Annotated in this window: 19 protein-coding genes; 1 reads left to right on the top strand and 18 read right to left on the bottom strand. The window is 62.9% G+C overall.

Annotation, left to right across the window (positions count from 1 at the left end):
* Window positions 1-519 precede the first annotated feature (519 nt).
* From PMI34_RS07570 to PMI34_RS07655, 18 genes are all read right to left on the bottom strand, one after another.
* Window positions 520-1230 (bottom strand): NAD(P)H-dependent oxidoreductase, encoded by a 711-nt coding sequence (locus tag PMI34_RS07570; RefSeq protein WP_008052239.1) that lies wholly within the window; start codon window positions 1228-1230, stop codon window positions 520-522.
* Between the two features lie 9 nt (window positions 1231-1239).
* On the bottom strand, window positions 1240-2886 hold the full coding sequence (locus tag PMI34_RS07575) for an ABC transporter ATP-binding protein (RefSeq protein ID WP_008052238.1): 1647 nt from the start codon (window positions 2884-2886) through the stop codon (window positions 1240-1242).
* Between the two features lie 2 nt (window positions 2887-2888).
* On the bottom strand, window positions 2889-3716 hold the full coding sequence (locus PMI34_RS07580; RefSeq protein WP_008052237.1) for an ABC transporter permease: 828 nt from the start codon (window positions 3714-3716) through the stop codon (window positions 2889-2891).
* Window positions 3717-3719: 3 nt separating this feature from the next.
* A complete protein-coding gene (locus PMI34_RS07585) occupies window positions 3720-4679 on the bottom strand; it encodes an ABC transporter permease (RefSeq protein WP_008052236.1) in 960 nt (319 codons plus the stop codon).
* A gap of 196 nt (window positions 4680-4875) precedes the next feature.
* Window positions 4876-6477 carry an ABC transporter substrate-binding protein gene (locus PMI34_RS07590; protein ID WP_008052235.1) on the bottom strand — a complete coding sequence of 534 codons (1602 nt, stop codon included), beginning with the start codon at window positions 6475-6477 and terminating at the stop codon, window positions 4876-4878.
* A 99-nt stretch (window positions 6478-6576) separates the two neighbouring features.
* Window positions 6577-7992 (bottom strand): aldehyde dehydrogenase family protein, encoded by a 1416-nt coding sequence (locus PMI34_RS07595; protein ID WP_008052234.1) that lies wholly within the window; start codon window positions 7990-7992, stop codon window positions 6577-6579.
* Window positions 7985-9175, bottom strand: coding sequence for a pyridoxal phosphate-dependent aminotransferase (locus PMI34_RS07600; protein WP_008052231.1), 1191 nt, complete (start codon window positions 9173-9175; stop codon window positions 7985-7987). The genes PMI34_RS07595 and PMI34_RS07600 overlap by 8 nt, the downstream gene beginning before the upstream one ends.
* 24 nt (window positions 9176-9199) lie before the next feature.
* Window positions 9200-10807: a 5-guanidino-2-oxopentanoate decarboxylase gene (locus PMI34_RS07605; RefSeq protein WP_032829791.1), complete on the bottom strand. Its 1608-nt coding sequence runs from the start codon at window positions 10805-10807 to the stop codon at window positions 9200-9202.
* A 10-nt stretch (window positions 10808-10817) separates the two neighbouring features.
* Window positions 10818-12917, bottom strand: a complete 2100-nt coding sequence (locus tag PMI34_RS07610) for an acetate--CoA ligase family protein (protein ID WP_008052229.1) — start codon at window positions 12915-12917, stop codon at window positions 10818-10820.
* 18 nt (window positions 12918-12935) lie between these two features.
* The gene (locus PMI34_RS07615) at window positions 12936-14096 is read right to left on the bottom strand and encodes an acyl-CoA dehydrogenase family protein (protein WP_007981552.1); all 1161 of its coding nucleotides are present in this window, start codon (window positions 14094-14096) and stop codon (window positions 12936-12938) included.
* 41 nt (window positions 14097-14137) lie between these two features.
* On the bottom strand, window positions 14138-14929 hold the full coding sequence (locus PMI34_RS07620; protein ID WP_008052228.1) for an enoyl-CoA hydratase/isomerase family protein: 792 nt from the start codon (window positions 14927-14929) through the stop codon (window positions 14138-14140).
* Window positions 14930-15297: 368 nt separating this feature from the next.
* Window positions 15298-16722, bottom strand: a complete 1425-nt coding sequence (locus PMI34_RS07625; RefSeq protein ID WP_008052227.1) for an amino acid permease — start codon at window positions 16720-16722, stop codon at window positions 15298-15300.
* A gap of 208 nt (window positions 16723-16930) precedes the next feature.
* Entirely contained in the window at window positions 16931-19186 is a 2256-nt protein-coding gene (locus tag PMI34_RS07630; RefSeq protein WP_008052225.1) for a hybrid sensor histidine kinase/response regulator, read from the bottom strand.
* Window positions 19183-19956 carry a substrate-binding periplasmic protein gene (locus PMI34_RS07635; protein ID WP_008052224.1) on the bottom strand — a complete coding sequence of 258 codons (774 nt, stop codon included), beginning with the start codon at window positions 19954-19956 and terminating at the stop codon, window positions 19183-19185. The genes PMI34_RS07630 and PMI34_RS07635 overlap by 4 nt, the downstream gene beginning before the upstream one ends.
* A 5-nt stretch (window positions 19957-19961) precedes the next feature.
* Window positions 19962-20678: a response regulator gene (locus PMI34_RS07640; RefSeq protein ID WP_008052223.1), complete on the bottom strand. Its 717-nt coding sequence runs from the start codon at window positions 20676-20678 to the stop codon at window positions 19962-19964.
* Window positions 20679-20770: 92 nt separating this feature from the next.
* On the bottom strand, window positions 20771-21418 hold the full coding sequence (locus PMI34_RS07645) for a TetR family transcriptional regulator C-terminal domain-containing protein (protein WP_007974341.1): 648 nt from the start codon (window positions 21416-21418) through the stop codon (window positions 20771-20773).
* Window positions 21419-21663: 245 nt separating this feature from the next.
* Window positions 21664-22452 (bottom strand): class II aldolase/adducin family protein, encoded by a 789-nt coding sequence (locus tag PMI34_RS07650; RefSeq protein ID WP_008052222.1) that lies wholly within the window; start codon window positions 22450-22452, stop codon window positions 21664-21666.
* A gap of 75 nt (window positions 22453-22527) precedes the next feature.
* The gene (locus PMI34_RS07655) at window positions 22528-23577 is read right to left on the bottom strand and encodes an ABC transporter substrate-binding protein (RefSeq protein ID WP_008052221.1); all 1050 of its coding nucleotides are present in this window, start codon (window positions 23575-23577) and stop codon (window positions 22528-22530) included.
* A 200-nt stretch (window positions 23578-23777) separates the two neighbouring features.
* Between PMI34_RS07655 and PMI34_RS07660 the strand changes: the two genes are divergently transcribed.
* Window positions 23778-25739, top strand: coding sequence for an oxidoreductase (locus PMI34_RS07660; protein WP_008052219.1), 1962 nt, complete (start codon window positions 23778-23780; stop codon window positions 25737-25739).
* Window positions 25740-25802: the final 63 nt, after the last annotated feature.

Below are 25802 nucleotides of genomic sequence, written 5' to 3'. Positions count from 1 at the left end.
GTCTTGATGAGCCCTGGCTTGAGCTCCACCCGGTCGTTGGCGGATCGTGGTGTTCGGCGTAATGGAGGCTACAAGCCCGCCACTGCACCAACAATTCCATTCTCGGCGACTTCAGTGTTTGCGTATTCAGAACAATGCAGGTCTTTGTGGGAGCGAGCTTGCTCGCGATGGAAGAGGCTCGGTCAACATAGATGTTGAAGCTGATGCCCTCATCGCGGGCAAGCCCGCTCCCACAGGTTTTGTGGTGTTGGTCAGGCATCTGCGGCAGCGCCGATCATTGTGGGAGCGAGCTTGCTCGCGATGGCGGTGGCTCGGTCAACATGGATGTTGAAGCTGATGCCCTCTTCGCGGGCAAGCCCGCTCCCACAGGTTTTGTGGTGTTGGTCAGGCATCCGCGGTAGCGCCGATCATTGTGGGAGCGGGCTTGCTCGCGAAGGCGGTGTGTCAGTCGCCAGTGGGGTCAACTGACAGATCTCATTCGCGAGCAAGCCCGCTCCCACATGGGGGTGTGGTGTTCAATCAGGCATTGGGTGTCAGGGGATAGAGCTTGTCATCGAATTGCGCCAGCTTCGGAAACACCAACGGCTGCTCGTCGCTTAAATGCAGCAATCGCTGGCTGTAGTCATCGAGAAAGCCCTTGCGCGCTTCGTCGCTGATGTACGGCACATGCCAGGCCACGAAGGGTTCCAGCACATCGAAGCCGACGTAAGCCAGCGTGCCGCGCAGGATCGGGCGCAGCATGTCCTCCAATGGGCCGTGGATCGCACCGTCGCCGAACATGTGTTCACGCCCGCCCAGGGTCACGGTCACCAGCGCCTTCTTGCCGGCCAACCCACCCTGATCGTAGAAGCGCTTGCCGCCATAGCAGATGCCCGACACCAGCACCCGGTCGATCCAGCCCTTGAGCATGGCCGGGGTGGAGAACCAGAAGATCGGGAAGTTGAGGATCAGCAGGTCGGCCCACAGCAGTTTGTCCAGTTCGGCCTGGATGTCCGGCGCCAGCGACTGGCTCTTCACGCCCAGGCGTTGTTCCAGGGCATAGACCAGATACTCGGGGTTTTCCCGATTCGAGAAGTCGGCATCGCTGGCCACCGGGTTCCAGTTCATTTTGTACAGGTCGCTGACCTGCACTTCGTGGCCCTGGGCTTCGAGGGTGGCGACGGCCTGGTCACGCAGGGCGGCGGTGAAGGATTGCGGCTCCGGGTGAGCGTGGACGATCAGTACTTTCATGGTGGTTCCTTAGACTTGTTCCAGCGAATCGGTTGAAGGTGTGCAAGCGCGTGTGGCCAGCAAGCGGTCGAGCCAGTCGGGGTCCATTTGCGGTTCGGAAGAAAACAGCAGCCCGGTGTAGTCCTGGTGCGGCGGGGTGAAGATCTGGCTGCGCGAGCCGTGGTCCACCACCCTGCCCCGTTGCATCACCAATACCTCATCGGCAATCGCCCGCACAGTAGCAACATCGTGAGTGATGAACAGATAGGCGACACCCAGTTGTTGCTGGATGCGGTTGAGCAATTTCAGTACGCCTTCGGCCACCAGTTGGTCCAGGGCCGAGGTCACTTCATCGCAGATGATCAGTTGCGGATCCGCCGCCAGGGCCCTGGCGATGCAGATGCGTTGTTTCTGCCCGCCCGACAGCTCCCGGGGCTGGCGCTCCATGAAGGTCGCCGGGTCGAGTTCGATCATCTCCAGCAGTTCGGCGACCCGGGCACGCATGGCCTTGCCCTTGAGGCCCAGATAAAACGTCAATGGCCGACCGATGATGTCGACGATGCGCTGACGCGGGTTCAGCGCCGTGTCGGGGATCTGGTAGATCATCTGGATGCGCCGCAGTTGTTCCTTGCTGCGTTGGCGAAAGTCCGCCGGCAAGGGTTCGCCGTCGTACAGCACCTGGCCGTAAGTCGGCGGCAGCAATCCGGTGATCAGCCGCGCCGTGGAGCTCTTGCCGCTACCGGATTCGCCGATCACCGCCAGGGTCTGGCCGCGATACAGCTTCAACGACACGTCGTGCAGCACCGGTTGCCGGCCATAACTGGCGCAGCTGTTGCGCAGCTCCAGCAGCGGTTGTTCCTGTTGCGGGCAGGCCTTGGGCTCGGTGCGGAAACTGCGCACCGCCCACAGTGACTTGGTGTAGTCCTCTTGCGGGTCGCCGAGCATCTTGCGGGTCTCGGCCTCTTCCACCAGTTTGCCGTGGCGCAGCACCATGATGCGGTCGGCCATCTGCGCGACCACCGCCAGGTCGTGGCTGATGTAGATCGCCGCGCTGCCATAGGTCGCCACGGCGTCGCGAATGGCGGCGAGGACTTCGATCTGGGTGGTGACGTCCAGTGCCGTGGTCGGTTCGTCGAAGATGATCAGGTCCGGGTGACAAGCCATGGCCATCGCGGTCATGACCCGCTGCAACTGGCCGCCGGAGACCTGATGCGGATAGCGCTGGCCGATGGTTTCGGGGTTGGGCAAACGCAGCACCCGGTACAACTCCACCGCCTCGCGCATGGCCTGTTCGCGGCTCATGCCGCCGTTTTTTACAGCGGTTTCGACGTGCTGGTCGATCAGTCGATGGGCCGGGTTGAACGAAGCCGCCGCACTCTGTGCCACATAGGCAATGCGCAACCCACGCAGTTTACGCAGGGCTTCAGGCGTGGCCTTGAGCAAGTCGATGCCGTCGAAGTGCACCGAGCCGCCGGTGATCCGGCAACCGTCGCGGGTGTAGCCCATGGCCGACAGGCCGAGGGTCGACTTGCCCGCACCGGACTCGCCGATCAGCCCCAGCACTTCGCCCCGTTGCAGGGTCAGGTCGATGCCCTTGATCAGTGGATGCCAGGCGTCTTCGTAATGACCTTCGATGTGCAGGTCGCGGATTTCCAGCAAAGGTTTTGTGGTCGTCATGTTCAGCATTCCTTGAGGCCGCTGGATTTGTGCAGCATCCAGTCGACGACGAAGTTGACGCTGACCGTGATCAAGGCCACGGCCAGGGCGGGCAGCAACGGACTGATGTCGCCGAAGGTGATCAGCACGGCGTTGTCGCGCACCATGCTGCCCCAGTCGGCGGTGGGCGGTTGAATGCCCAGGCCGAGGAACGACAAGGCACTGATGAACAGGAACACGAAGCAGAAACGCAGGCCGAACTCGGCAATCAGCGGTGCCGCCGCGTTCGGCAGCACCTCGCGGGTCACCAGCCAGCACAGGCCCTCACCACGCAGGCGCGCGGCTTCGACGAAGTCCTGCACCACCACGTTCATGGCCACCGCGCGCGACAGGCGAAACACCCGGGTCGCATCCAGCAGCGCAATCACCAACACCAGCGACGTTGCCGTGGTGCCGACCACGCTGAGGATCAGCAAGGCGAAGATCAGTTGCGGAATGGCCATGAGGATGTCCACCACCCGCGACAAACCCTGATCGACCCAGCCGCCCTTGATCGCCGCGATCAGGCCGCTCAAGCCGCCGAGCAAAAACGCCAATACCGTGGTGAGGAAGGCAATGCCCAGGGTGTTGCGCGCGCCATAGACCAGGCGGCTGAACATGTCGCGCCCCAGGTTATCGGTGCCCAACAGGAACTGCCCGCCCCACGGCGCAAAGCCCTCGCCCACCACCTGGGTTTCGCCAAACGGTGCCAGTACCGGTGCGAACACCGCCACCAGCACGTAAAGCAGGATCATCAACAAACCGAACCTGGCGCTCAGGGGCGCCCGCCACACGTGTTTTAACAGGCTCATGGTCTACCCCTTCGGATGCATCAGGCGTGGGTTGCTGGCAATCGACAGCACATCGGCGCTGGTGTTGAGCAGGATGTAGGTCGCGGCGAAGATCAGGCTGCAGGCCTGCACCACCGGGATGTCGCGCTTGGCCACCGAGTCCACCAGCAACTGGCCGAGCCCCGGATAGACAAACACCACTTCGACCACCACCACGCCAACCACCAGGTACGCGAGGTTCAACGCCACCACGTTGACAATGGGCGCCAGGGCATTGGGCAAGGCGTGGCGGAAGATGATCCGCGACTGGCTGATGCCCTTGAGCCGGGCCATTTCGATGTACGGACTGGCCAGCAGGTTGATCAACGAGGCGCGGGTCATGCGCATCATCTGCGCGATCACCACCAGGCTCAGGGTCGCCACCGGCAACACCGAGCGCTCCAGTACCGTGCCCAACGAAGCGTCCGGCGCCAGGTTGGAAATGCTCGGGAACCAGTTGAGCTTCACCGCGAACACCAGGATCAGGATGTAGGCAACGAAGAACTCGGGGAACGACACAGCGCTCAGGGCCGAGGTGTTGAGCAAGCGGTCGAACCAGCTGTTGCGGTACAGCGCGGCGAGCATTCCCAAACACAATGCCAGCGGCACCGAGACCAGGGCCGCCAGCAAGGCGAGGCTGAAGGTGTTTCCCAGGCGCGAGCCAACCAGTTCGGCGATGGGCCGCTGGTTGGCCAGCGATACGCCAAGGTCACCGTGTAACAGCTGCCAGATCCAGTGGCCGAAACGGGTGAGCGGCGGCAAATCCAGCCCCAATTGCGCCCGGTAGGCCGCCACGGTTTCCGGGGTGGCCGACTGGCCGAGCATGGCCTGGGCGATGTCGCCCGGGAGCATGCCGACCGCTAGAAAAATGATCACTGACACCGCAAACAGCGATAACAGCCCCAATGCCAGACGCTGCAACAGCAGCTTGAAAATACTATTCACCGCACAGTTCCTCGCGTGAGTTCGCAGGACTTACGGTGCTGCGCAACCTGTAGCAGCTGGCGAAGCCTGCGTCCGGCTGCGAAGCAGTCGTAATTCCTGCTTGCCCGATTAATCTGAAACACCGCGTGCTTTGAAATGGCGACGGCTTCGCCGCCGAACGCAGGCTTCGCCAGCTACTACAAAAGCAATGACAGCTTTATGCCTGCCACCAGCGCTCGATCACCCGCAGGCCGTCCAGCTCGCCGTACGGCGCGGTCTGTCCGCCGTGAACGACGCGGTTGGAACGAGCCGCCACAGAACTGGCGAATAACGGCACGATCGCCCCGCCCTCGTCCCGGCACAGCGCCTGCATTTCGTTGTACATCTCGCGGCGCAGCGGGTCGTTCATTTCGCCGCGAGCGGCGTTGAGCAGTTGATTGAAGCGCGGGTTGTCCCAGTGGGTTTCGTTCCAGGCCGCACCCTTGGCGTAGCCGATGCTGAACATGCGGTCGGCGGTCAGGCTGCTGTACCAGAACGAGGTGGTGAAGGGTTGCTTCATCCACACGTTGGAGAAGAAGCCATCGGCCGGCTCGCGCACCACGTCGATGTCGATCCCGGCGGCACGCGCCTGTTCCTTGAACAGCACCGAGGCGTCAACGGCGCCGGTGTAGGCCGCGTCGGAGGCTTGCAGGCGCACCTTGAGCGAATCCAGACCGGCCTTCTTCAGGTAGAAGCGCGATTTGTCCGGATCGTAGGTGCGTTGTTCCAGCGCAGTGTTGATGAAGCGACTGCCGGGCTGGATCGGGTGGTCGTTGCCCACCAGGCCATAGCCGTGCAGCACCGAGGCCAGCAGGGTTTCGCGGTTGATCGCGTGTTTCATCGCCAGGCGCACGTCGTTGTTCAGGAATACCTGGCTGTCGGTGAGCATCGGGAAGGTGTAGTGCTGGGCGCCTTTGGTTTCTTCGATGACCAGGTTCGGGTTGCGCTTGAGCAGTGCGACGGTTTTCAGATCGACCTTATTGATCACATCCACTTGCCCGGTGACCAGCGCATTGATCCGTGCCGCGCCGTCGGAGATAGCGATCAACTCGGCGCTGGCGAAGTGCGCGCGGCCCGGTTTCCAGTAATCGGGGCTGCGTTCCAGGGTCATGCGCACGCCCGGTTCGAAGTCCTTGAGGCGATAGCCACCGGTGCCGGCGCCGGCCTGCCAGTCCGCTGCGCCGTCCTTGCTCGGCATGATCGCCAGGTGGTAATCGGCAACCACATAAGAGAAGTCGGCGTTGCCCGAGTGCAGTTCGAACACCACGCTGTCGCTGCCATTGGCACTGACTTTGGCCACGTCGCCCAGCACGGTCTTGGCCGCCGAGGTGGATTTCTCGCCCAGGTGATGCTGGATCGACGCCACCACGTCCTCGGCGGTCAGGGTCTTGCCGTTGTGGAAGGTAACGCCTTGACGAATCTTGAAAGTCCAGACACGCGCGTCCGGGGTCGAGGTCCAGCTTTCGGCCAGTTCGGGGATGGCGGTGCCGTCGACGGCAATTTCGGTCAGGGTGTTATAGACCGCCGAGAAGCCGACGAAGGTGAAGGTGTCGGACCAGGAACCCGGATCTTTCGAGTCCGTGGTGCTGCCACCCGCCAGGCCCAGACGCAACACGCCACCCGGTTTTGGTGTGGCCTCCCCGGCAAATGCACCAATCGGCAGCCCCATGGAGAACGCCCCGGCCACCGCCGCGGCTGCCGCGCTGTACTTCAAGAAGTCCCTGCGCGGGAAGCTGAATTCATGGTTCGCTTGAGTAATCTTGTTTTTGTTATCGCTCATTGCATTACCCCTGATCAAAAAGCTAATGAATTACCGGTTCAAAACCACGCAAGACACCGGGCCAGGGCCCGGTGCATACAACGTTTGAATCGCCAACCGTCACACCTGGATCGCCTTCACTTCGACGAACTCGTTGAGCCCCTCCTCACCCCACTCCCGGCCATTGCCCGATTGTTTGTAGCCACCGAACGGCGCCTGGTAATTGAACGCCGCGCCATTGAGGAAGCACTGGCCGGCGCGCATCTGCCGGCCCAGGTGCAAGGCACGCTCGGCACTGCCGGCCCAGACGCCACTGGACAGGCCGAACGGCGAGTCATTGGCGATCTGCACCGCTTGCGCCTCGTCGGTGTAGGGAATCAGGCACAGCACCGGGCCGAAGATCTCTTCCTGGGCGATGCGCATGCGGTTGTCGACATCGGCGAACAGCGTCGGGCTGACATAGAAGCCGCGCTCGAATGCCGACGGCGCGTCACCGCCGCACAACAGCCGTGCGCCTTCCTGTTGGCCGACCTTGATGTAATCGAGCACGGTGCGTTTTTGCCCCGTTGAACACATAGGTCCCAGGAAGCTTTGCGGGTCCAGGGGATCGCCCATGCGCAGGCTCAGGGTCTCCTGCAGGGCGATTTCCACGGCTTCGGCATAGCGGCTGGCCGGCAGCAGCATGCGGGTCAGCGCGGTGCAGGTCTGGCCGGAGTTGATCATCACGTCCTGCACGCCGTAGCGCACGGCCGCATCCAGATCCGCATCCTCAGCGATCAGCAGCGGCGACTTGCCACCCAGTTCCAGGCACACGCGCTTGACCGATGGCGCGGCCGCTTGGGCGACCCGTACTCCGGCGCCGGTGGAGCCGGTGAACGACACCATGTCCACGTCCGGGTGTTTGGCCAGCGCTTCGCCGACTTTCGAGCCCGGTCCGCTGACCAGGTTGAACACCCCGGCCGGCAGGCCGATATCCTCGATCATTTGCGCCAACAGGAAGGCATGCAGCGGCGTTTCCTGGCTCGGCTTGACCACCACGGTGCAACCGGCGGCCAGGGCCGGAGCGAGTTTGCCGATCAACTGGTGCAGCGGGTAATTCCACGGGTTGATGAACGCGCAGACGCCCACGGCCTCGCGGATCACCAGCGAATTGCCGACTTCGCGCACCTCGTCCATGAGATGAGCCAGTTCGACGTACTGTTCAAGGCCAGCGATCGGCCCGTCGACCTGCACCGAGCGGCACCACTGCACCGGCATGCCCAGTTCAGTGGTGATGACCGCGGCCATCTCATCGGCACGATTGCGCAGTTGTTCGGCCAGTGCACCGATATAACCCGCACGCACGCTGGACGGCGTGCGCGACCATGAAGCGAAGGCCCGTCGTGCAGCCGCCACGGCGTTTTCGACATCGAGTTCATCACCCAGCGGAACGCTGCCGCAGACTTCCTCGGTGGCCGGGTTGATCACCTCGGCGATGCCCTGCCCCGACGGGGTTTGCCAGCGACCATCGATAAACAGTGTCTTGTGATTAAGCATGAACCTGGGCCTCCATCAATTCTTGAGCACAACGGGCAATGCGCTGGCAGGCATCGCGCAGGGGTTCGGCACCGACCACCAGACCGAGGCGAATATGCCCCGCCGCGCTCGGACCAAAGGCCTCGCCCGCCAGGACCGACACGCCGTGGCAATCGAGCAGACGGTCGGCAAACGCCTGGGCACTGAGCCCGGTCTGGCGGATATCGAGCATCACGAACATGCCGCCGTCAGGTTTCAACGCCCGCACCCCGGGGCAATCGGCCAGGCTGTCGCACACCAGGTCGCGACGCTGGCGATAGGCTTCGCGCATGGCTTCCAGCTCCGGCAGGTTGCTTTCCAGGGCCACCACGGCGGCGTCCTGAATGAAGTCCGGCGAGCCGTAGAGCATGCACAGCGCGAGGTTTTCCAGGTGCGCAGCCAGGGATGGCGGCGCCACCACCCAGCCGACGCGCCAGCCGGTCATGGCGTGGGATTTCGACAGGCTGTTGAGGGTCGCGGTGCGCTCGGCCATGCCCGGCAGGCTCGCCGGGCTGACGTGTTCGCCTTCAAACAGCAATTCGCTGTAGACCTCGTCGGAAATCAGCCACAGGTCGTGGGCGATGCACAGTTCAGCCAAGGCAGCCCAGGTGCTGCGGGGCAGACTCGCGCCGGACGGGTTGTGCGGGCTGTTCAGTGCCAGCGCCCGGGTGCGCGCAGTGATGCGCGCGGCGACATCTTCGGGCAGCACGCGGAAACCGTTTTCCGAGCGCACCGGCACCGGCACCACCACGGCGCCGCAGGCCCCGAACACCGCTTCGTAAGTGACGTACATCGGTTCGGCGACGATCACTTCGTCACCGGGGTTGAGCACGCATTGGGCCACACTGAACAGCGCACATTGCGCCCCGGCCAGCACAGTCACCTGATCCGCCGAAACGACCTGGCCGCTGCGTTGATGGTGACGCCTGGCAATGGCTTCGCGCAGGGCACGCTTGCCGCGCACCTCGGCGTAGTGAGTGTTGCCGCTGCGCAGGCTGTCGATGGCGCCCTGCACGATAGGCTGTGGGGTGTCGAAATCCGGGTCGCCCACGGACAACAGCAGAATGTCTTCGCCCTGCTCGCGCTTTGCCAGGGCGCGGTAGTGGATATCCCACGCGGCGGCGCCGTCACCGGCGATTCGTTGAGTCAGATCGGAAAAGCGCATGGCTTCATCCCCTTGAAATACAGATCAATGCGCACAGGCATGCTTGAGTTCGATCAGGGTCACACCGTTGCGCTTGAAGCCTTGGCGCAAGTCGGTCTGCAACTCGGCGAGGCTTTGCGGCTGAGTCACGGTGCAGCCGAAGGCACGCGCCAGGGCAGCGAAATCCGGGTTGCGCGGCAGCACGCCGATAGGCTCGATATCCAGGCCGAGCATGTCGTCGCGGATCTGCCCCAACGCGTCGTTGTTCCACAGCAGCACCACCAGCGGGCTGTCCAGTTCTTCCACGGCGGTGGCCAGTTCCTGGGCTGTGTAGAGGAAACCACCGTCGCCCACCAGCACCAGGCCCGGCCGCTGCGGTGCGCCGAACTTGGCGCCGATCCCCGCCGGCAGGCCATAACCCAAGGTGCCGTAGCCGGTCGGGTGCAACCAGCTGCGGATGGCCAGGCTGTCGAAGGCGTAGTTACCCGTATACGCAAGCTGGGTCATGTCGGTGCTGATGAAGGCGTTGTCCGGCAGCTCGGCGGCGATGCGGTCGAGGATCGATTGATGGATCGACTGCAACGGGCCGTGGCTGGCCTTGACCGCTTTACGCAGTGCGGCGACCGAGGCAATCGCAGCGCTGGCATCGCGTACGTCGGATGGCAGGCACTCAAGCACACCACTGAGGGTTTGTTGTGCATCGCCATGCAACGCCACCGCGCACGGGTAGAAGTCGTTGAATTTGCGCGGGTCGATGTCGACCCGCAGCAGTTCGCCATTGAGCGGCAGGCGTTCGCGCCAGAAGTCTGTGTCGGCCATTTCGGTGCCGACCGCCAGCACCACGTCGGCCTCGGCGATCAGTTTCCAGCCCGGTTCCACGCATAGGGATGAACCGGCGTTGAGCGGCGCGTCCGGCGGCAGCAGACCCTTGCCGGCGACGCTGGTGAACAGCGGCGCAGCGAGCCGGGTGCTGATGTCTTGCAGCTGCGAAACGGCGTTCAGTGCACCGCCACCGGCGATGATCATCGGGCGCTTGGCAGCCTTGAGTTTGGCCACGGCTTGATCGATGGAGGTGGCAGATGCTGGACCGCGACCCGGGCGACGCACAACCTCATTACTCCAGTCACGGGCAATCGGCGCCGACAGCACGTCCAGCGGCACCGAGATGTGCACCGGGCGCGGACGCTCGCTGTCGAACACCGCGTAGGCACGGGCGATCAGTTCCGGCAGGTCTTCAGCGGTCAGCGCCACCGCTGAGAACGCGGTAATCGGCGCAGTCATCGCCCGTTGGTCCTGGCACTCGTGCAGGCTGCCCCAGCCCTTGCCCAGGCTGGCGCTGTGGTTGACGCTGGAAATCACCAGCATCGGAATCGAATCGGCGTAAGCCTGGCCAATGCCAGTGGCGGCGTTGGTCACGCCGGGGCCGGTAATGACGAAGCACACGCCGGGTTTGCCGCTGACCCGGGCGTAGCCGTCGGCCATGAAGCTGGCGCCCTGCTCATGACGGGTCAGCACGTGGCGAATGCCGCTGCCGGGCAAGCCGCGATACAGCTCCAGGGTGTGTACGCCGGGGATGCCGAACACGGTATCGACGCCGTAGTTGGCCAAAAGGCGCACCAGGGCCTGGCCGCCGGTCAAGGTTTTGCTTTGCATGTTCATGTCCTCACTCCTGGCCGAGGCGAATCAACGCATCGACCGCAGTCGTGCCATGGGCACCGACCAACAATGGGTTCACATCGAGTTCCAGCAGGTGCGCGGCGTTCTCGCAGGCGTAGTCGGCCACCGCGCGGATCGCGGTCACCAAGGCGTCCAGGTCCGCTGCCTCGCGACCTCGGAAACCTTGCAGCAACGGCGCGCTGCGCAGGCTGAGCAAGGCATTGCGGATCGCGCCGTCGGTGGTCGGCAGCAACAGGCTGCGACTGTCCTTGAGCAACTCCACCAGAATGCCGCCCGCGCCAATCACCAAGGCCAGGCAAAAGTCGTTTTCGCGTTTGATGCCGACGATCAGTTCGGCCAGTGGCGGCTTGGCCATCGGTTCCAGCAACAGCTGGTCGAAGGGTACGCCCGGGGCGTAGGCGGCAATGCTGGTGCGCATCTTCTCCAGCGCAGCGCTCAACGCCGCGCCGTCCTTGAGGTTCAGCGCCACGGCGCCGGCCTCGGTCTTGTGTGGCAGTTGCGCGCTGACCGCTTTGAGTACCAGCGGATAGCCCAAGGTTTCGGCGTCCTTCAGGGCCTTGTCCGGGGTACTCAACACACCGTTCGGCGTTGGCAGGCCAAAGGCTTTCAACGCCTGCTTGGAATCCCATTCATTGAGCAAGCGTCCCTCTGCGTCCAGCGCGTGGGGGCACAGCGGAACCAGTGCCGACTCACCCAGCGCCAGCAACGCCTGGCGATTGCGCTGATAACCGGCGATGCGACCCCACGCGGCCAAGCCGTCTTCAACACCTTGCAACGCCGCAACGCCTTGGGCGTGCAAACGCTCGCGAGCAAGGGCCGGCAACAGTTCGGGGAAGGCCGAGGTGACAAAACCGGTCTTGCCGTGACGTTGCAGTGCCGCGCAGTACAACTCCAGCAGCAGGTCGCATTCCTTGCGCTCGCCGGTGAACTCCGACGGGTAGTCGAGTACCAGCATCGCCGCGTCGGCTTCGGTGCGCAGCGCGCTGTCGAGCATGCGGTTCAAGGCTTCGCCGTCGCCCCAGATCGCCGTGGTGAAATCCAGTGGGTTGACCAGGTTGGCGTAGGTCGGCAGCACTTGCGCGAGTTCGCCGACCTGCCCTTGATCGAGTTTCGGCAGGCTCAGGTCGCTGCGTTCGGCGTAATCGGCAATCAGCCCGGCGTCGCCACCGGAACAGGCTAGCGCGATCAGGCTGTTGCCCGCCGGCAGGTTGCCGCAGGCCGCGGCCTTGAGGGTTTCGACAAAACTCACCGGGCCACTGACGCGGATCACCCCGAGACGATCAAACAGCGCGTCATACAGCGCATCGGAACCGGACAGCGAACTGGTGTGACTCAAGGCCAGTTCGGCGCCGATCTGCGACACGCCGGTTTTCAGGGCAATGATCGGGATGCCCTTCTCCAGCGCCTTGTGTGCGGCGCGGGCAAAACCCGGCACGTTTTTAAGGCCTTCCAGGTGCAGGCCGATGGCGGTGACCCGAGGTTCGTCGAGCAACACGTCCATCAATTCGGCCACGCCCAGTTGCGCCTGATTGCCCACCGAGGCCATGTAGGCCACCGGCAGCGAGCGGTCGCTCATGGACAGGTTGTAGGCGAAGTTGCCGCTCTGGGTCAGCACCGCCACGCCCTTCTCCACCGCTTTGCCGCCATGGGCCACCGGCCACAGCGCGCAGCTGTGCAGGTAATCGAGCAGGCCGTAGCAGTTGGGGCCAAGCAAGGCCATGTCGCCCGCGGCCTTGAGCAGTTGCTGTTGCAGGGCCTGGCCTTCGGCGCCGGTCTCGGCGAAGCCGGAGGCGTAGCAGATCGCCCCGCCGGCACCGATGGCGGCCAGTTCGGCCACGCAGGTCAAGGTCAGTTCGCGGTTGGTGGCGATGAAAACCGCGTCCGGGCCGCAGGGCAGCTCGCAAACACTGCGCACGCACGGCACCCCTTCGAGGCTGTCGTGCTGCGGGTTGACCAGCCACATCTGCCCTGGGTAGCCGCCCTCGGCACAGCGCTTGAGGGCGCGGGCCATGCTGCGGCCGCCGACGAACGCCACGTGTTGCGGCGCGAGCATGCGTTTGAGGTTGTCACGAATGGTTTGGGACATGGGGATTCTCCAGGCCGATCAGCGCAGCAGCGGCCGCAGCAGCTCGCGGGAAATGATGTGGCGCTGGATTTCCGAAGTGCCTTCCCAGATCCGTTCGATGCGCGCGTTGCGCCAGATGCGCTCCACCGGCCCCTCGTCCATCAGGCCCATGCCGCCGAAGATCTGCACCGCTTCATCGGCGGTACGGCCGAGCACTTCACTGGCGAACAGCTTGGCCATGCCGGCCTCGCCATCGGTCATGGTGCCCTGGTCCATTTTCCAGGCGGTGTGCAGGGTCAGCAGTTCGGCTGCACGAATCTGTGTGGCCATGTCGGCCAATTTGAACGACACGCCCTGGTAAGTGCCGATCGGCTGACCGAATTGCTTGCGGTCCGCCGCCCATTGCAGCGACACGTCCAGTGCGCGCTGGGCCTGACCGACGCAGTTGGCCGCCACCATCACCCGCCCGGCGGTCAACCAGGCGTTGGCCACATCCCAGCCTTTGCCGACTTCGCCCAGCACTTTGCTGGCCGGTACGCGGCAGTCGTCGAAGAACATTTCGAAGGTGTGATAGCCACGGTTGCTCACGCACTTCGGTCCACGGCGAATGGTCATGCCCGGGGTGTTGCGGTCGACCAGGAACGAGGTCACGGCGTTACGCTTTTTGCCGTTGTGTTCGTAGGTGTCGGTCACGGCGAAGACAATGGCGAAATCGGCATGGCCGGCGTGGCTGATGAAATGCTTGCTGCCGTTGAGAATGAAGTCGTCGCCTTCACGCACGGCGCGGGTCTTGATCGCATTGGCGTCGGAACCGGCACCCGGTTCGGTCAGGGCGAAACAGTCGATCTTTTCGCCCTGGATGCACGGCAACAGGTAGTCGTTGATCTGATCGCCGGTGCAGGCCATGAGGATTTTCGACGGCCGCGCGACAAACACATGCAGCGCCCAGGACACCTTGGACAGTTCGCGTTCGATCAGCGCCTGGGACAGGTAGTCCAGGCCACCACCGCCCACTTCTTCGGGCATGTTGAAGGCGTAGAACCCGGCGGCGATCGCCTTGCCGCGAATCTGCGCCGCCAGTTCCGGGGACACCTCGTCGGCACGGTCGACTTGCTCTTCATAGGGCAGCAGTTCCTTCTCGACGAAGCTGCGTACCGAGTCCACCAACATTTCTTGTTCTTGGGTCAGTTGGAAATTCATGCTGCTACCTGTTGTTCGTGTGCTTTAAGAAGTGTGGAGAATCAACGACCAATGAAGCGTGCCGGGCGTTTTTCCATGGCGGCGCGCAAGGCTTCGTTGCCGTCCTCACTGCGACCGCAGAGCAGGCCCGCGGCGAGTTCGGCTTGCAGCTGTTCCGCCAGGCTGCGATCGGCGCCTTCACGCATGAGTTTTTTGGTCTGGGCGAAGGCGAATGTCGGCCCGGCGGCCAGGCGTGCGGCCAGTTCGCTGGTGACCGTCAGCAGTTGATCGTCGGCACAGACATCGCCGACCAGACCGGCGTCGAGGGCACGGTCGGCACCCCACAGTTCATCGAGGAACAGCAGGCGCTTGGCCTGTTCGCTGCCGATCAAACGCGGCAAGTGCCAACTGGCGCCGGCATCCGGCGAATACGCCATGCTGGTGTAGCCGGCCTTGAAGCGCGCCGATTGCCCGGCGATGCGCAGGTCACAGCACAGGGTCAGGTCCATCCCGGCGCCGACGGCGGTGCCGTTGATAGCCGCGATGGTAGGTTTTTCCAGGCTGTGCAGGCGGGTCATCAGGGCGTGGGCGGTTTCGGTCCAGCCGTAGGTTTCCAGGGCGCCACGGGCTTGGGCATCCGTCCATTCATCGAGGTCGGCACCAGCGCAGAAGCTGCGGCCACTGCCCGTCAATACCACCACACGCACCGCTGGATCGGCGTTGAAACCGTCGAGCAAGGCGTGCAGGTTTTTCAGGGTCGGAATGTCCAGCGCATTGCGCTGGGCAGTGCGATTGAGGGTGATCCAGGCAACGCCTGCTTCTACCTGGCTGAGCAGCGACGATTGAGTGGTCATGGGGATCCTCGAATTATTGTGATTGGTCTGAGGTGATGCGACTTGAGGCCATACTAAACGAGTGTTCAGTAAGGCGGCAATCGGTGGGGGAATGGGCTGTAACAAGCTCACAAGATCAATTAACCATTGATTTTATTAGATATTATTTATATTTCGAGGGATGTGCCGTTGCCGCTGTTACAACTTCGAACAACTGCTGACAGCTGGTAGGTCGTCGATTTACTGATCGCCACAAACCACTGTGGGAGCGAGCTTGCTCGCGATTGCGGTGGATCAGTCAACAGTGATGTTGAACCTGATGCCGCCATCGCGAGCAAGCTCGCTCCCACAGGGAATGTGTTGACAGGGAATGTGTTGGATTGAAGGAATTAAACAGTCGGCAAGCTCGGCGCCAGCACGCCCTGGCGCTTGCGATGGATCAGGAAGTACGCGCCATAGCACAGCGCAATGAAGCCAAAGCCCCAATACAGCGACGGACGCTGGGTTTCATCCAGGGCCAGGAACACGAACAGCGAGCAGCACAGCGTGATGCACATCAGCGGCAATACCGGGAACCACGGTGCGCGGTATTTCAGGTCGCTGAGTTTGCCGCCGTCACGCAGATACGCCTTGCGGAACTTGTACTGCGCCAGGGCAATGACAATCCAGGTCACGGTGCCGGACATGCCGCTCACCGCCATCAGCACCATGAACAAGGTGTCGGCGGCGACGAAGCTGGTCATCAGCGACACCAGCGCGAAGCACAGGGTGATGCTCAAGGCGCGCAACGGCACGCCACGCTTGCTCAATGGTGACAGGCTTTTCGGCGCCATGCCGGTTTTCGACATCGCCCACAGGATGCGCGTCGAGGCATAGAGGCCTGAGTTGCCCACCGACAGGATCGCGGTGAGGATCACGAAGTTCATCAGGTCGGCGGCGTAGGGAATGCCGACCATGTCGAACACCTGCACGAACGGGCTTTCCATCAGGCCGGCCTGCTGCCACGGCACGATGGCCGACAGCACGATGATCGCCAGCACGTAGAAAATCAGCACGCGGAACACCACGTTACGCACGGCCCGGGGAATGCTCTTTTCCGGCTGGTCGGTTTCACCGGCGGCCACACCCATGATCTCGCACCCCTGGAACGCGTAGACCACGGTCATCATCACCGCGAACACCGCCGACAGGCCGTTGGGGAACAACGAATCGCCGATCAGGTTGGTCGCCATCGGCGCCGGTGCGCCGCTGCTCAGGGGCATCACGCCGAAGATCACCAGCACACCGACCACGATGAAACCGAGAATCGCCGCAACCTTGATCCCCGAAAACCAGTATTCGGCTTCACCAAAGGCGCGGGTGGCCATGGCATTGATACCGAACAGCACCACCACGAACAGCGCCGACCAGTACCAGATCGGCACCGCCGGGAACCAACGGGTCATCAGCATGCCGGCGGCGGTGAACTCCAGGCCCACGGTGGTGGCCCAGCTCATCCAGTACACCCAACCGATCATGAACCCGGTGGCCGGGCCGATGTATTTGGTGGCGTGGGTCTGGAAAGAACCGGACACCGGCATCTGCACCGACAGTTCGCCCAGGCAGACCATCACCAGGTACATCAGGAAGCCCGCAACCAGGTAAGCCAGGATCGCCCCCACCGGGCCGCCCTGATTGATGGTCACGCCGGAGCCCATGAACAGCCCGGTGCCGATGACGCCGCCCAGGGACAGCATGAAGATGTGCCGGCTCTTGAGGGCGCGGGTCAGCTGGATGCCTTTTTGATGGGTGCTGCGATCAGTGTTTTCGTTCATGTCGGCACCTCAGCAGTCAGTGAGGAGCGCAGCGCATGACAGGACGTCACGGCGCAGGGAGGGATCAGCTTTACGGCAATTCATTATTATTATCTCCAATAAGCTTCGAAGACCGCGCTGCGGCGGTTGCGTCGATTATTGGAAAGCCATGTAAGTTCGCGTTGACCGTAAAGATCGAAGTTGTACAAAGTCGTAACAAACTTGTACGTCAGCTCTGCAACAGGCCTTTGAGGGTATCGAGCGAGTGCTGCAATTGCTCATCGAGCACCGGGCCCATGCGCTGGATCGCCGATTCATCGTTTGCCAGCGCCAAGGTCTCCAGCGTCCTTAACGCTGTGGCCAAGGCCCGAAAACCCAGCGAGTCGCAACTACCGGCCAGACGGTGAGCCAATTGCGCGACCTCTGTGCAGTCGTCGGCGGCCATCGCTTCATTCAGTGCGTCGCGGTGCTGCAGGATCGAGTCACGCAGTACCGCCAGCAGGCCCTGGACCTTTTGCGCACCGAGCAGGCTGCGATGGGTCTGCAACAGCGGCCAGTCCATTGTTTCATCGCTCGGCAGCGACTCGGCCACAGGCGCCTGCCCTTCCAGCACCTGGCGCAGGTTCTCCAGCTTCAAGGGTTTGGCCAGGACACCGTCCATGCCGGCCTCCAGATAACCGCGCACCAGTGCCGGCTGCACGCTGGCGGTCAGGGCGAAGATGCGCGTATGGCGGTTCGGCCCGTCGCTGTTGCGAATCTGCCGGCATAACTCGACACCGCTGATGCCCGGCAGGTGCACGTCCAGCAGCATCAGATCGAACACCTGCGCCGCGCAGTGTTTCAGTGCCTGTTGCGCATCTTCGGCGAGCCACACCCGGTGGCCGTCCCGTAGCAGCAAGCCCTTGACCACTTCGCGATTGAGCGCCACGTCTTCGACCACCAGGATGTTCAGTGCCGGCCCCGCCGCCCGCACCGGCGGGGCCTCAGCCACGCCGCTGGCCGGCTGCAAGGACAGTTCGAACCAGAAGCAACTGCCGCGCCCCTCTTCACTGTCCACGCCGATGCAGCCGCCCATCTGCTCCACTAGGTGCTTGCAGATCGCCAAGCCCAACCCGGTGCCACCAAAACGTTGCGCGACTTCTTCGCTGGCCTGGGTGAAACGCTCGAAAATCTTCGCCTGCATCGCCGGGGCAATGCCGATGCCGTCGTCCGTGACACTGACCCGCAGCCGCTGCCCCGTCTGCTCACCGGTTTCGCTGAGAAGTGCTACCTCGACGCTGACTTCGCCGCCTTCGGTGAACTTGATCGCATTGGCCAGCAGGTTGCTCAGTACCTGACGCAGGAACTGCTCGGCGCCGTGGTGATGCTCGGCAATGCGCTGATCGATACGGCAACTGAGGATCGTGTCGTTGTTCAGCGCTCGCGGTTCCAACAGTGTCAGCACCTCGTCGAGCAACTGGCGCAACGAGAAATCCACCGGTTCGGGGTGGCTGACGCCCTCCTCCAGCTTGGCGAAATACAGCACTTCGTTAAGGATCGTCAGCAAGCCTTCGCCGGCCTTGTGCAAGGCATCCAGGCGTTTGCCGTCCTGGGCATCCAGGCGCGCGCCGCGCAGCAATTCGGCCATGCCGAGGATGCCGTTGAGGGGGGTGCGCAGTTCGTGGCTCATGGTCGCCAGGAACCGCGACTTGGCGAGATTGGCCGCTTCCGCTTCATCCTTGGCGCGCATCAGGCTGGCGGTGCGGCGCTCGACCATTTTCAGCAGCTCGTCACGGTTGTCCTGCAAGGCCAGGCGATCGGTTTCCCGGCGCTCGATGTCTCGCAGGATCGCCCGGCGCATGTCGTCCAGTGCATGGGCCACGGTGTCGATTTCGTCGCTGCCGCGACGCTTGTCCAGGTGCAGGGGTTCGTGCCATTCACCGGCGGCGATGCGCCGGGCAAACTCGGCCATGACTTTCAGGTGCCGGGTCACCAGTCGATAAAACAGCCCCGACAAGGCAACCGCCAGACCACAGAGGAACACCGCCATCCACAACAGGCTGGTCAAACCGGTGGCGTAGAGACGCTGGTACACCGCCCCCAGATCGGTACTGACCTCAAGCTCGCCAAGGTGGCGCAACGGGCCGGACGGCGGCTGATAGTCCAGGGCAAAGCGCACGATACGCAGCGGTCCCGCAGGGTCCGGATTGCCCTGTACCAGGTCGAAATCGGCGCTGGTCAAGTGCACCCGCGCGACGTCGGAGAAGTCCACCAGCCCGCGCAACTGCACGTTCAACTGCTCCTGGTTCAAGTCCCAGAGGCTGCGTTCCAGGCTGGCCAGGTAGCCGGCGCGGATCAGTTCCATGCGCGAATCGATGTCGCGCATTTCCCGTCGATACTCGATGTACAGCTGCACGCTGCTTGCAAGCACCGTGAAGCACAGGCTGAACAACAGAATGAACAGCAACAGGCGCCGCAACAATCCACCGGGGCGGGCGCGAATCATTGCGCATCCGCCGGCAGGTTGATCATGTCGCGGTAGGTCACTTCGCTTTCGTTGAGCCAGCGCTCGATGTCACCAGCATCGACCATGCGCTGCAACTGCGCATTGATCTCGGGCATGCGAGTGGCCAAGGGCGAGCGCCGCGACACGGCGACCCGCAGATAATCCACATTCAAGGCCTTGGGCAAGGCGACGATGTCCTGGCCGCCGGGCAGGTTTTCCACGTACAACTGGCCGGTGCGTCGCTCCTGGGTGATGAAATCGATACGCCCGCGAATCAGCTTGCCGAAGTTCTGGCGGCTGTCGGAAACCCATTCGATATTGTTGTTGCGCGCAACCATGCGATCGAACTCCACACCGTAGCTCTCGCCGAACAACAGGCCGCCACGGTAGCCGGCCAGGTCGTCCAGTTGTTCGAATTTCACCGGATGCTGGCGGTTGATGAACAACGCCACTTCTTCACGCAAGACCGGCACCGTCGAGAACAGCATGCTTTGCTCCCGTTGCGCGGTGCTGTAGGCCAGCACCACATCGACCCGGCCTTCGGCGGCGTCCAGCAGGCAGCGTTTCCAGTTGCCCAGCACGACTATCTCGACCTCGTAACCCAACTGGCCAAACAGGTTCTTCACCACATTCGGCGCCAGGCCGCGCACCTGCTTGCCGTCGCTCCAGGAGACCGGCGGGTACACCGGGTAATCGCAATAGCGAACCTTGTCCGCCGCAACGGCATGGCCGGCCACCAGCATCGCCAGCAGGCAAAGCCATCGCGCCATCGGGTTCAGGCCGCCACGCTGGCGGTGAACAGGTAACCGGCGCCGTGAATGGTGATGATCAACTGGGGTTCGGCCGGATCGTCATGCAACTTGCGGCGCAGGCGCCCGACCAGCACGTCGATGGAGCGGTCGTTGGGCACCCATTCGCGGTTGCGGATCTGGTCCATCAACTGATCGCGGCTGAGGGTGTGGCCGCTGTTGCGCAGGAACACACTGAGCAATTGGTATTCGCCGTGGGTCAGCAGGGTTTCACTGCCGGATTGATCGATCAGGCGACGGCGGTCGGTATCCAGCGACCAGTCGGCGAATTGCTTGACCGGTTTGACCACTGCGACGGCAGGCTGTGGCGTTTGCGCATGACGTACCCGGCGAATCAGGTTTTTCGCCCGGGACACCAGCTCCCTTGGATTGAGGGGTTTGATCACGTAGTCATCGGCGCCGCATTCGAGGCCGACGATGCGGTCGATTTCATCATTGCGCCCGGTGATCAGGATGATCCCGACTTCCGAGCGCACCCGCAGCTCGCGGGTCAGGGTCAGACCGTCCTTGCCCGGCAGGCGGATGTCGAGCATTACCAGGTCGACGCTCTGGCTGGCCAGGAAGGTTTCCGCCAGCTCCGCCGTGGCGGCGCAATGGACGTCGTAGCCTTCCTGGGACAGGTAGGCGTGCAGCAGATCGCGAATCAGCGGATCGTCATCGACGATCAATACCCGAGGAGTCATCGCTTGGTGTCCGGCTCAGGCCCGAAGGCCAGTTTCTTATTAGAGTGTTTTCCTGCATCGGCGCCAGAGAGTATCGATTGCTGAACGACTGATCAACAGTCGCTCGTCTGCACGCAAAAACGCTGGCGTCCGCCGGCCTGCAAACCGTCGACCCAGGCCTCGCAAATCTGGATGCCCTGCTCCGGGGTGAAGGTGCCGGGGTTCAGCCCGGACTCCAGCCACAAGCCATCGAGCAAGGCGCTGAGGCTGATGGCGGCGAGGTCGGCGTCGAAGTTTTCCCAACCCTCCTCCTGGGCCAGTTCAGCCAACACCTTGCGCAGGATGGCGCGATACTCGCCGTAGGAATGATCGTGGGCCTTGTTGATCGCCTCGGCGGTTTTCACCGCGCCCCAGAACGCCAGCCAGGCATCGATCAGTTGCGGATCGAGCAGTTCGGCGGAAAACGATCCGCGGAAAAACGCCGACAAACGCTCCCGGGCATTCGGCGCGGCCTGTTCCATGGCGTCGCGCAACAGGGTCATGACCCGCCCGGTGATCGCCATGTAGGCCTCGGCCACCAGTTCATCCTTGCCCGAATAGTGATGGCTGATCAGCCCCACCGAGACCCCGGCCTCGGCGGAAATCTTGCGGATCGACGCGCCCTGGAAGCCGTGACGCTTGAGGCACACCAGTGTCGCCTCGATCAGGTTGGCTTTACGCAACTCCGGTTCCATGCGGGAAAAACGGGCTTCCTGATTCATGGGCGACACGCTCCTTGGTTCAATCGTTTAGGCCTGCGCGGGTTGGCGGCGGGCTGAACGACTGTACAGCAAGAGTGGGGGAAGTCTCCAGTCACTTGCCAGTCTGATAGACCGTGGCGCACCCTTCGCGAGCAAGCCCGCTCCCACAGGTTTAACGGGCGTACGCGAAATCTGCTGGCAACCGAAATCACTGTGGGAGCTGGCTTGCCAGCGATGAGGCAAGCCAGAGCAACCGAAAACCTCGATCAGTCGCGATAACCCGGCGCCACGCGATCCAGCATCCGCAACAATGCCGCCCAGGCCAGTTGCATCGCATCCGGATCGCTCAATTCACCGTCATCCAACGGTCGCCCCGGATCATTGAACTGCCGTTCGGTATGCGCGCAGACCTCGTGGGACGGCAGAACAATTTCACCGGCAGCTTGCGCGGCCAACTGGATTTCACAGGCCTTTTCCAGGTAATACATGCGCAGGAACGCCTGGCTCACCGTCTCGCCCACCGTCAGCAAACCATGGTTGCGCAGCATCAGCACCGACTTGTCGCCCAAGTCCGCCACCAAGCGTTGTTGCTCGCTCAGGTCCAGCGCCACGCCTTCGTAATCGTGGTAGGCGACCCGGCCATAGAACTCCATGGAAATCTGGTTCACCGGCAACAGTCCGCACTTCAACGCCGCCACTGCGCAACCGGACTTGGTGTGGGTGTGCAACACGCACTGCGCATCTTCACGGGCACCATGGATCGCGCTGTGGATCACGAAACCGGCCGGATTCACCGGGTACGGCGACGGCTCCACGGCGTGGCCATCGAGGTCGATCTTGACCAGATTCGACGCAGTGATCTCATCGAACATCAGCCCGTAGGGGTTGATCAGAAAGTGATGCTCCGGCCCCGGAATGCGCATCGAGATGTGGGTGAAGATCAGATCGGTCATGCGAAAGTGCGCAATCAAACGGTAGCAGGCCGCCAGTTCCTCACGCAGGCGCTGTTCGGTAGCGCTGCGTTCAGGGGCCAGGTGGCTGGCGATGTTGTTCATGGTTGTGGTTCTCCAGGCTGATCGGCTGGGGCAGACAGTAAGGCAGGACGCTTGGACACGTCCAGCCGTGCGTGTTTATTTGCTCGCCCAGGCGTTGAAGCGCTCTTCGAGTTCTTCGCCATGATCGACCCAGAAACCAACGTTCATCGACAGCGCGCCCTTGAGGTTCTGCGGCGCCGTGGGCACCCATTGCGCCAGTTTGTCGTCCAGCCGTGCGGCGGCCTGGATGTTGGTCGGGCCGTAGGGAATCTGCTGTACGTAGTTGACCTGGGCGTCCGGCTGGTTGGCGAAGGCGATAAAGCGCTTGGCCTGATCCACATGCCTGGAGCCTTTGATGATCGCCCAGTAGTCCATGCCGTACAGGCTGCCGGGCCAGACCAGGCCGAGGTGACTGCCTTTCTGCGCGGCGTCGGCGATGCGTCCGCTGTAGGTCGAGGTCATCACCACGTCGCCGGCGGTCAGCCACTGCGGCGGTTGCGCGCCGGCTTCCCACCACTGGATGTAAAGCTTGAGTTCAGTGAGCTTGGCGAATGCCCGGTCCACGCCTTGCGGGGTGCCGAGTACTTTGTAGACGTCTTCGGTTTTCACGCCGTCCGCGAGCAAGGCGAATTCCAGGTTGTACACCGCGCGTTTGCGCAGCCCGCGCTTGCCAGGGGTTTTCTTCACGTCCCAGAAGTCTGCCCACGAGGTCGGGGCCTGGGCCAGTTTGTCGGTGTCGTAGGCAATCGCCACGCTCCACACCAGCGCAGCGGAACCGCATTCCTGTGCAGCCTCGGGGATCAACTGGTCAGCGTGGCCCAGGCGGGTCCAGTCCAGGCGCTCGTACATGCCTTCCTCGCAGCCGCGCATCAGGTCCGGGCCTTCGATCTGCACCACGTCCCAGTCGACGTTGCCGGTGTCGACCATCACTTTGATTTTCGCCATCTCGCCGTTGTATTCACTCTGGATCACCTTGCTTTGATCCACGGCGGCGAAGGGTTGAAAGAACGCCACGTCCTGGGCTTTTTGTCCGGCTCCGCCGTATCCGACCACCACCATGTCCGATGCTGCCTGGGCGCTGCCCAGGCCCATGGCCACAGACAACACCAAGGGATAAAAACCGTGCTTGAGCGTGTGCGATTTCATCAGTGGTTCCTCTTGCAGGTGCCGCCCGGACAGAGGCCGGCGCAGCCCTTTTTATTGTTGTGAGGTACGGCCCGGGAGCGGGCTCGAAATGAAATTACTCCACGCCACAGTAAAAAAACAAGTTGATTTTTTACTGAAGGTAAATTTCTATAGACCAATAATAACAACGAACAAAACCTGCTGCCTGGAGTACCCGCACCATGCCGACCTCGACACCTGCCTTCGCGCACCTGTTCGAACCCCTGGAAATCCGTGGCAAGCGCCTGAAAAACCGCATCATGTCCAGCGGTCACGACACCTCGATGCCCACCGACAATCTGGTCAACGAGCAATTGATCGCCTACCACCGGGCACGTGCCGAAGGCGGTGCCGGGCTCATCGTGCTGCAAGTGGCCGGTGTGCACGACAGTGCGCGCTACACCTCCCATGTGCTGATGGCCACCGACGATGCGTGCATCGAGGGCTACCGCAAGCTGGCGCAAACCTGCCATGCCCACGGCACCGTGGTGTTGTCCCAGGTGTTCCATCCGGGTCGGGAGATCATGGAGTCCAGCGATGGCCTGCTGGCAGTGGCCTATTCGGCCTCGTCAGTGCCCAATGAACGTTTCCGGGTGATGCCCCGCGCGCTGGACCAGGCCATGATCGACGAGATCGTCGCCGGTTACGCCGCTGCCGCCCGCCGCCTGCATCAGGCCGGGATCGATGGCGTCGAGGTGGTTGCCAGCCATGGTTACCTGCCGGCGCAATTCATCAATCCGCGGGTCAACCGGCGCACCGATGGTTACAACGGCGAGTTGGATCAGCGTTTGCGTTTCCTGCGCGAAGTCATCAAAGCCGTACGCGAGGCGACCGACGAGCAGTTCATCATTGGCCTGCGCATTTCCGCCGACGAACGCGATCCCGAAGGCCTGACCGAAGACGAATCCCTGGCCGCCGTGCAGTCGTTGCAAACGCAGCTCGATTACGTGCACATCGTCGCCGGTACTTCGGCGTCGCTGGGTGGCGCGGTGCATATCGTGCCGCCGATGGCGATCGAAGCGGCGTACCTGGCCAAGGAAGCCGGGACGTTCAAGGCCGGCTTGAACATTCCGCTGTTCGTCACCGGGCGCATCAACCAGCCCCAGGAAGCCGAGCTGATTCTGGCTCGCGGCCAGGCCGACGTCTGCGGCATGACCCGGGCGCTGATCTGCGATCCGCAGATGCCCAACAAGACCGACACCGGCCGCGTCGAAGACGTGCGCGCGTGCATTGCCTGTAATCAGGCGTGCATCGGGCACTTCCACAAGGGCTTGCCGATTTCCTGCATCCAGCACCCGGAAACCGGTCGCGAGCTGATTTTTGCTGAACGCCGACAAGCGATAAATCGCAAACGCATCATGATCGCCGGCGGCGGCCCGGCCGGGATGAAAGCCGCCGCTGTCGCCGCCCAGCGCGGACATGACGTGACCTTGTACGAGGCCGGTTCACAACTGGGCGGCCAGGTGTTGCTCGCGCAGTTGCTGCCACGACGCAGTGAGTTTGGCGGCGCGAGCACCAACCTGCAGCGGGAAATGCAGCTGGCCGGGGTACGCGTGGTGCGCAACACACGGGTCGACCGGGCGCTGGTGGAGCAGGAAAAACCGGACATGGTGATCGTCGCCACCGGTGCCGAGCCCTACTGGCCAACCTTCGAACGTGGCGGTGAGTTGCAGGTGGTGGACGCCTGGCAGGTGTTGCGCGACGAGGTAAAGATCGGCCGCTCGGTGGTGGTGGTCGACTGGCGCTGCGACTGGATCGGCCCTGGCATCGCCGAGCGCCTGGTACGCGCCGGGCATCAGGTGCAACTGGCGGTCAACGGCACTCATTGCGGGGAAAACCTGCCGCTGTACGTGCGCGATCAACTGGCCGGCGAGCTGCATAAACTGGGTGTACCGATCACGCCGTACGCGCGGCTGTATGGCTGCGATGACAACACGGTGTACCTGCAACACACCGCCAGTGGCGAACCGATGCTGATGGAGAACATTGATACGCTGGTGCTGTGCCAGGGCCACCAACCGGTGGATACCCTGGGTGCCGAGCTGCAAGGGTTGGTGGAGTTTCGCCGCATCGGCGACTGCCTGGCGCCGCGTACCGCCGAAGAAGCGATTTATGAAGGCCTGAAAGTCGCGTGGGAGCTTTAAGGCTGTTTATACTCCGGGGCTTTAACGGCTAACACCAACCTGTGGGAGCGGGCTTGCTCGCGA

Source organism: Pseudomonas sp. GM74 (assembly GCF_000282455.1).
Lineage (GTDB): Bacteria > Pseudomonadota > Gammaproteobacteria > Pseudomonadales > Pseudomonadaceae > Aquipseudomonas.
Note: the sequence above shows the minus strand (reverse complement) of the source record. Positions and strands in the feature narration are given on the sequence as shown.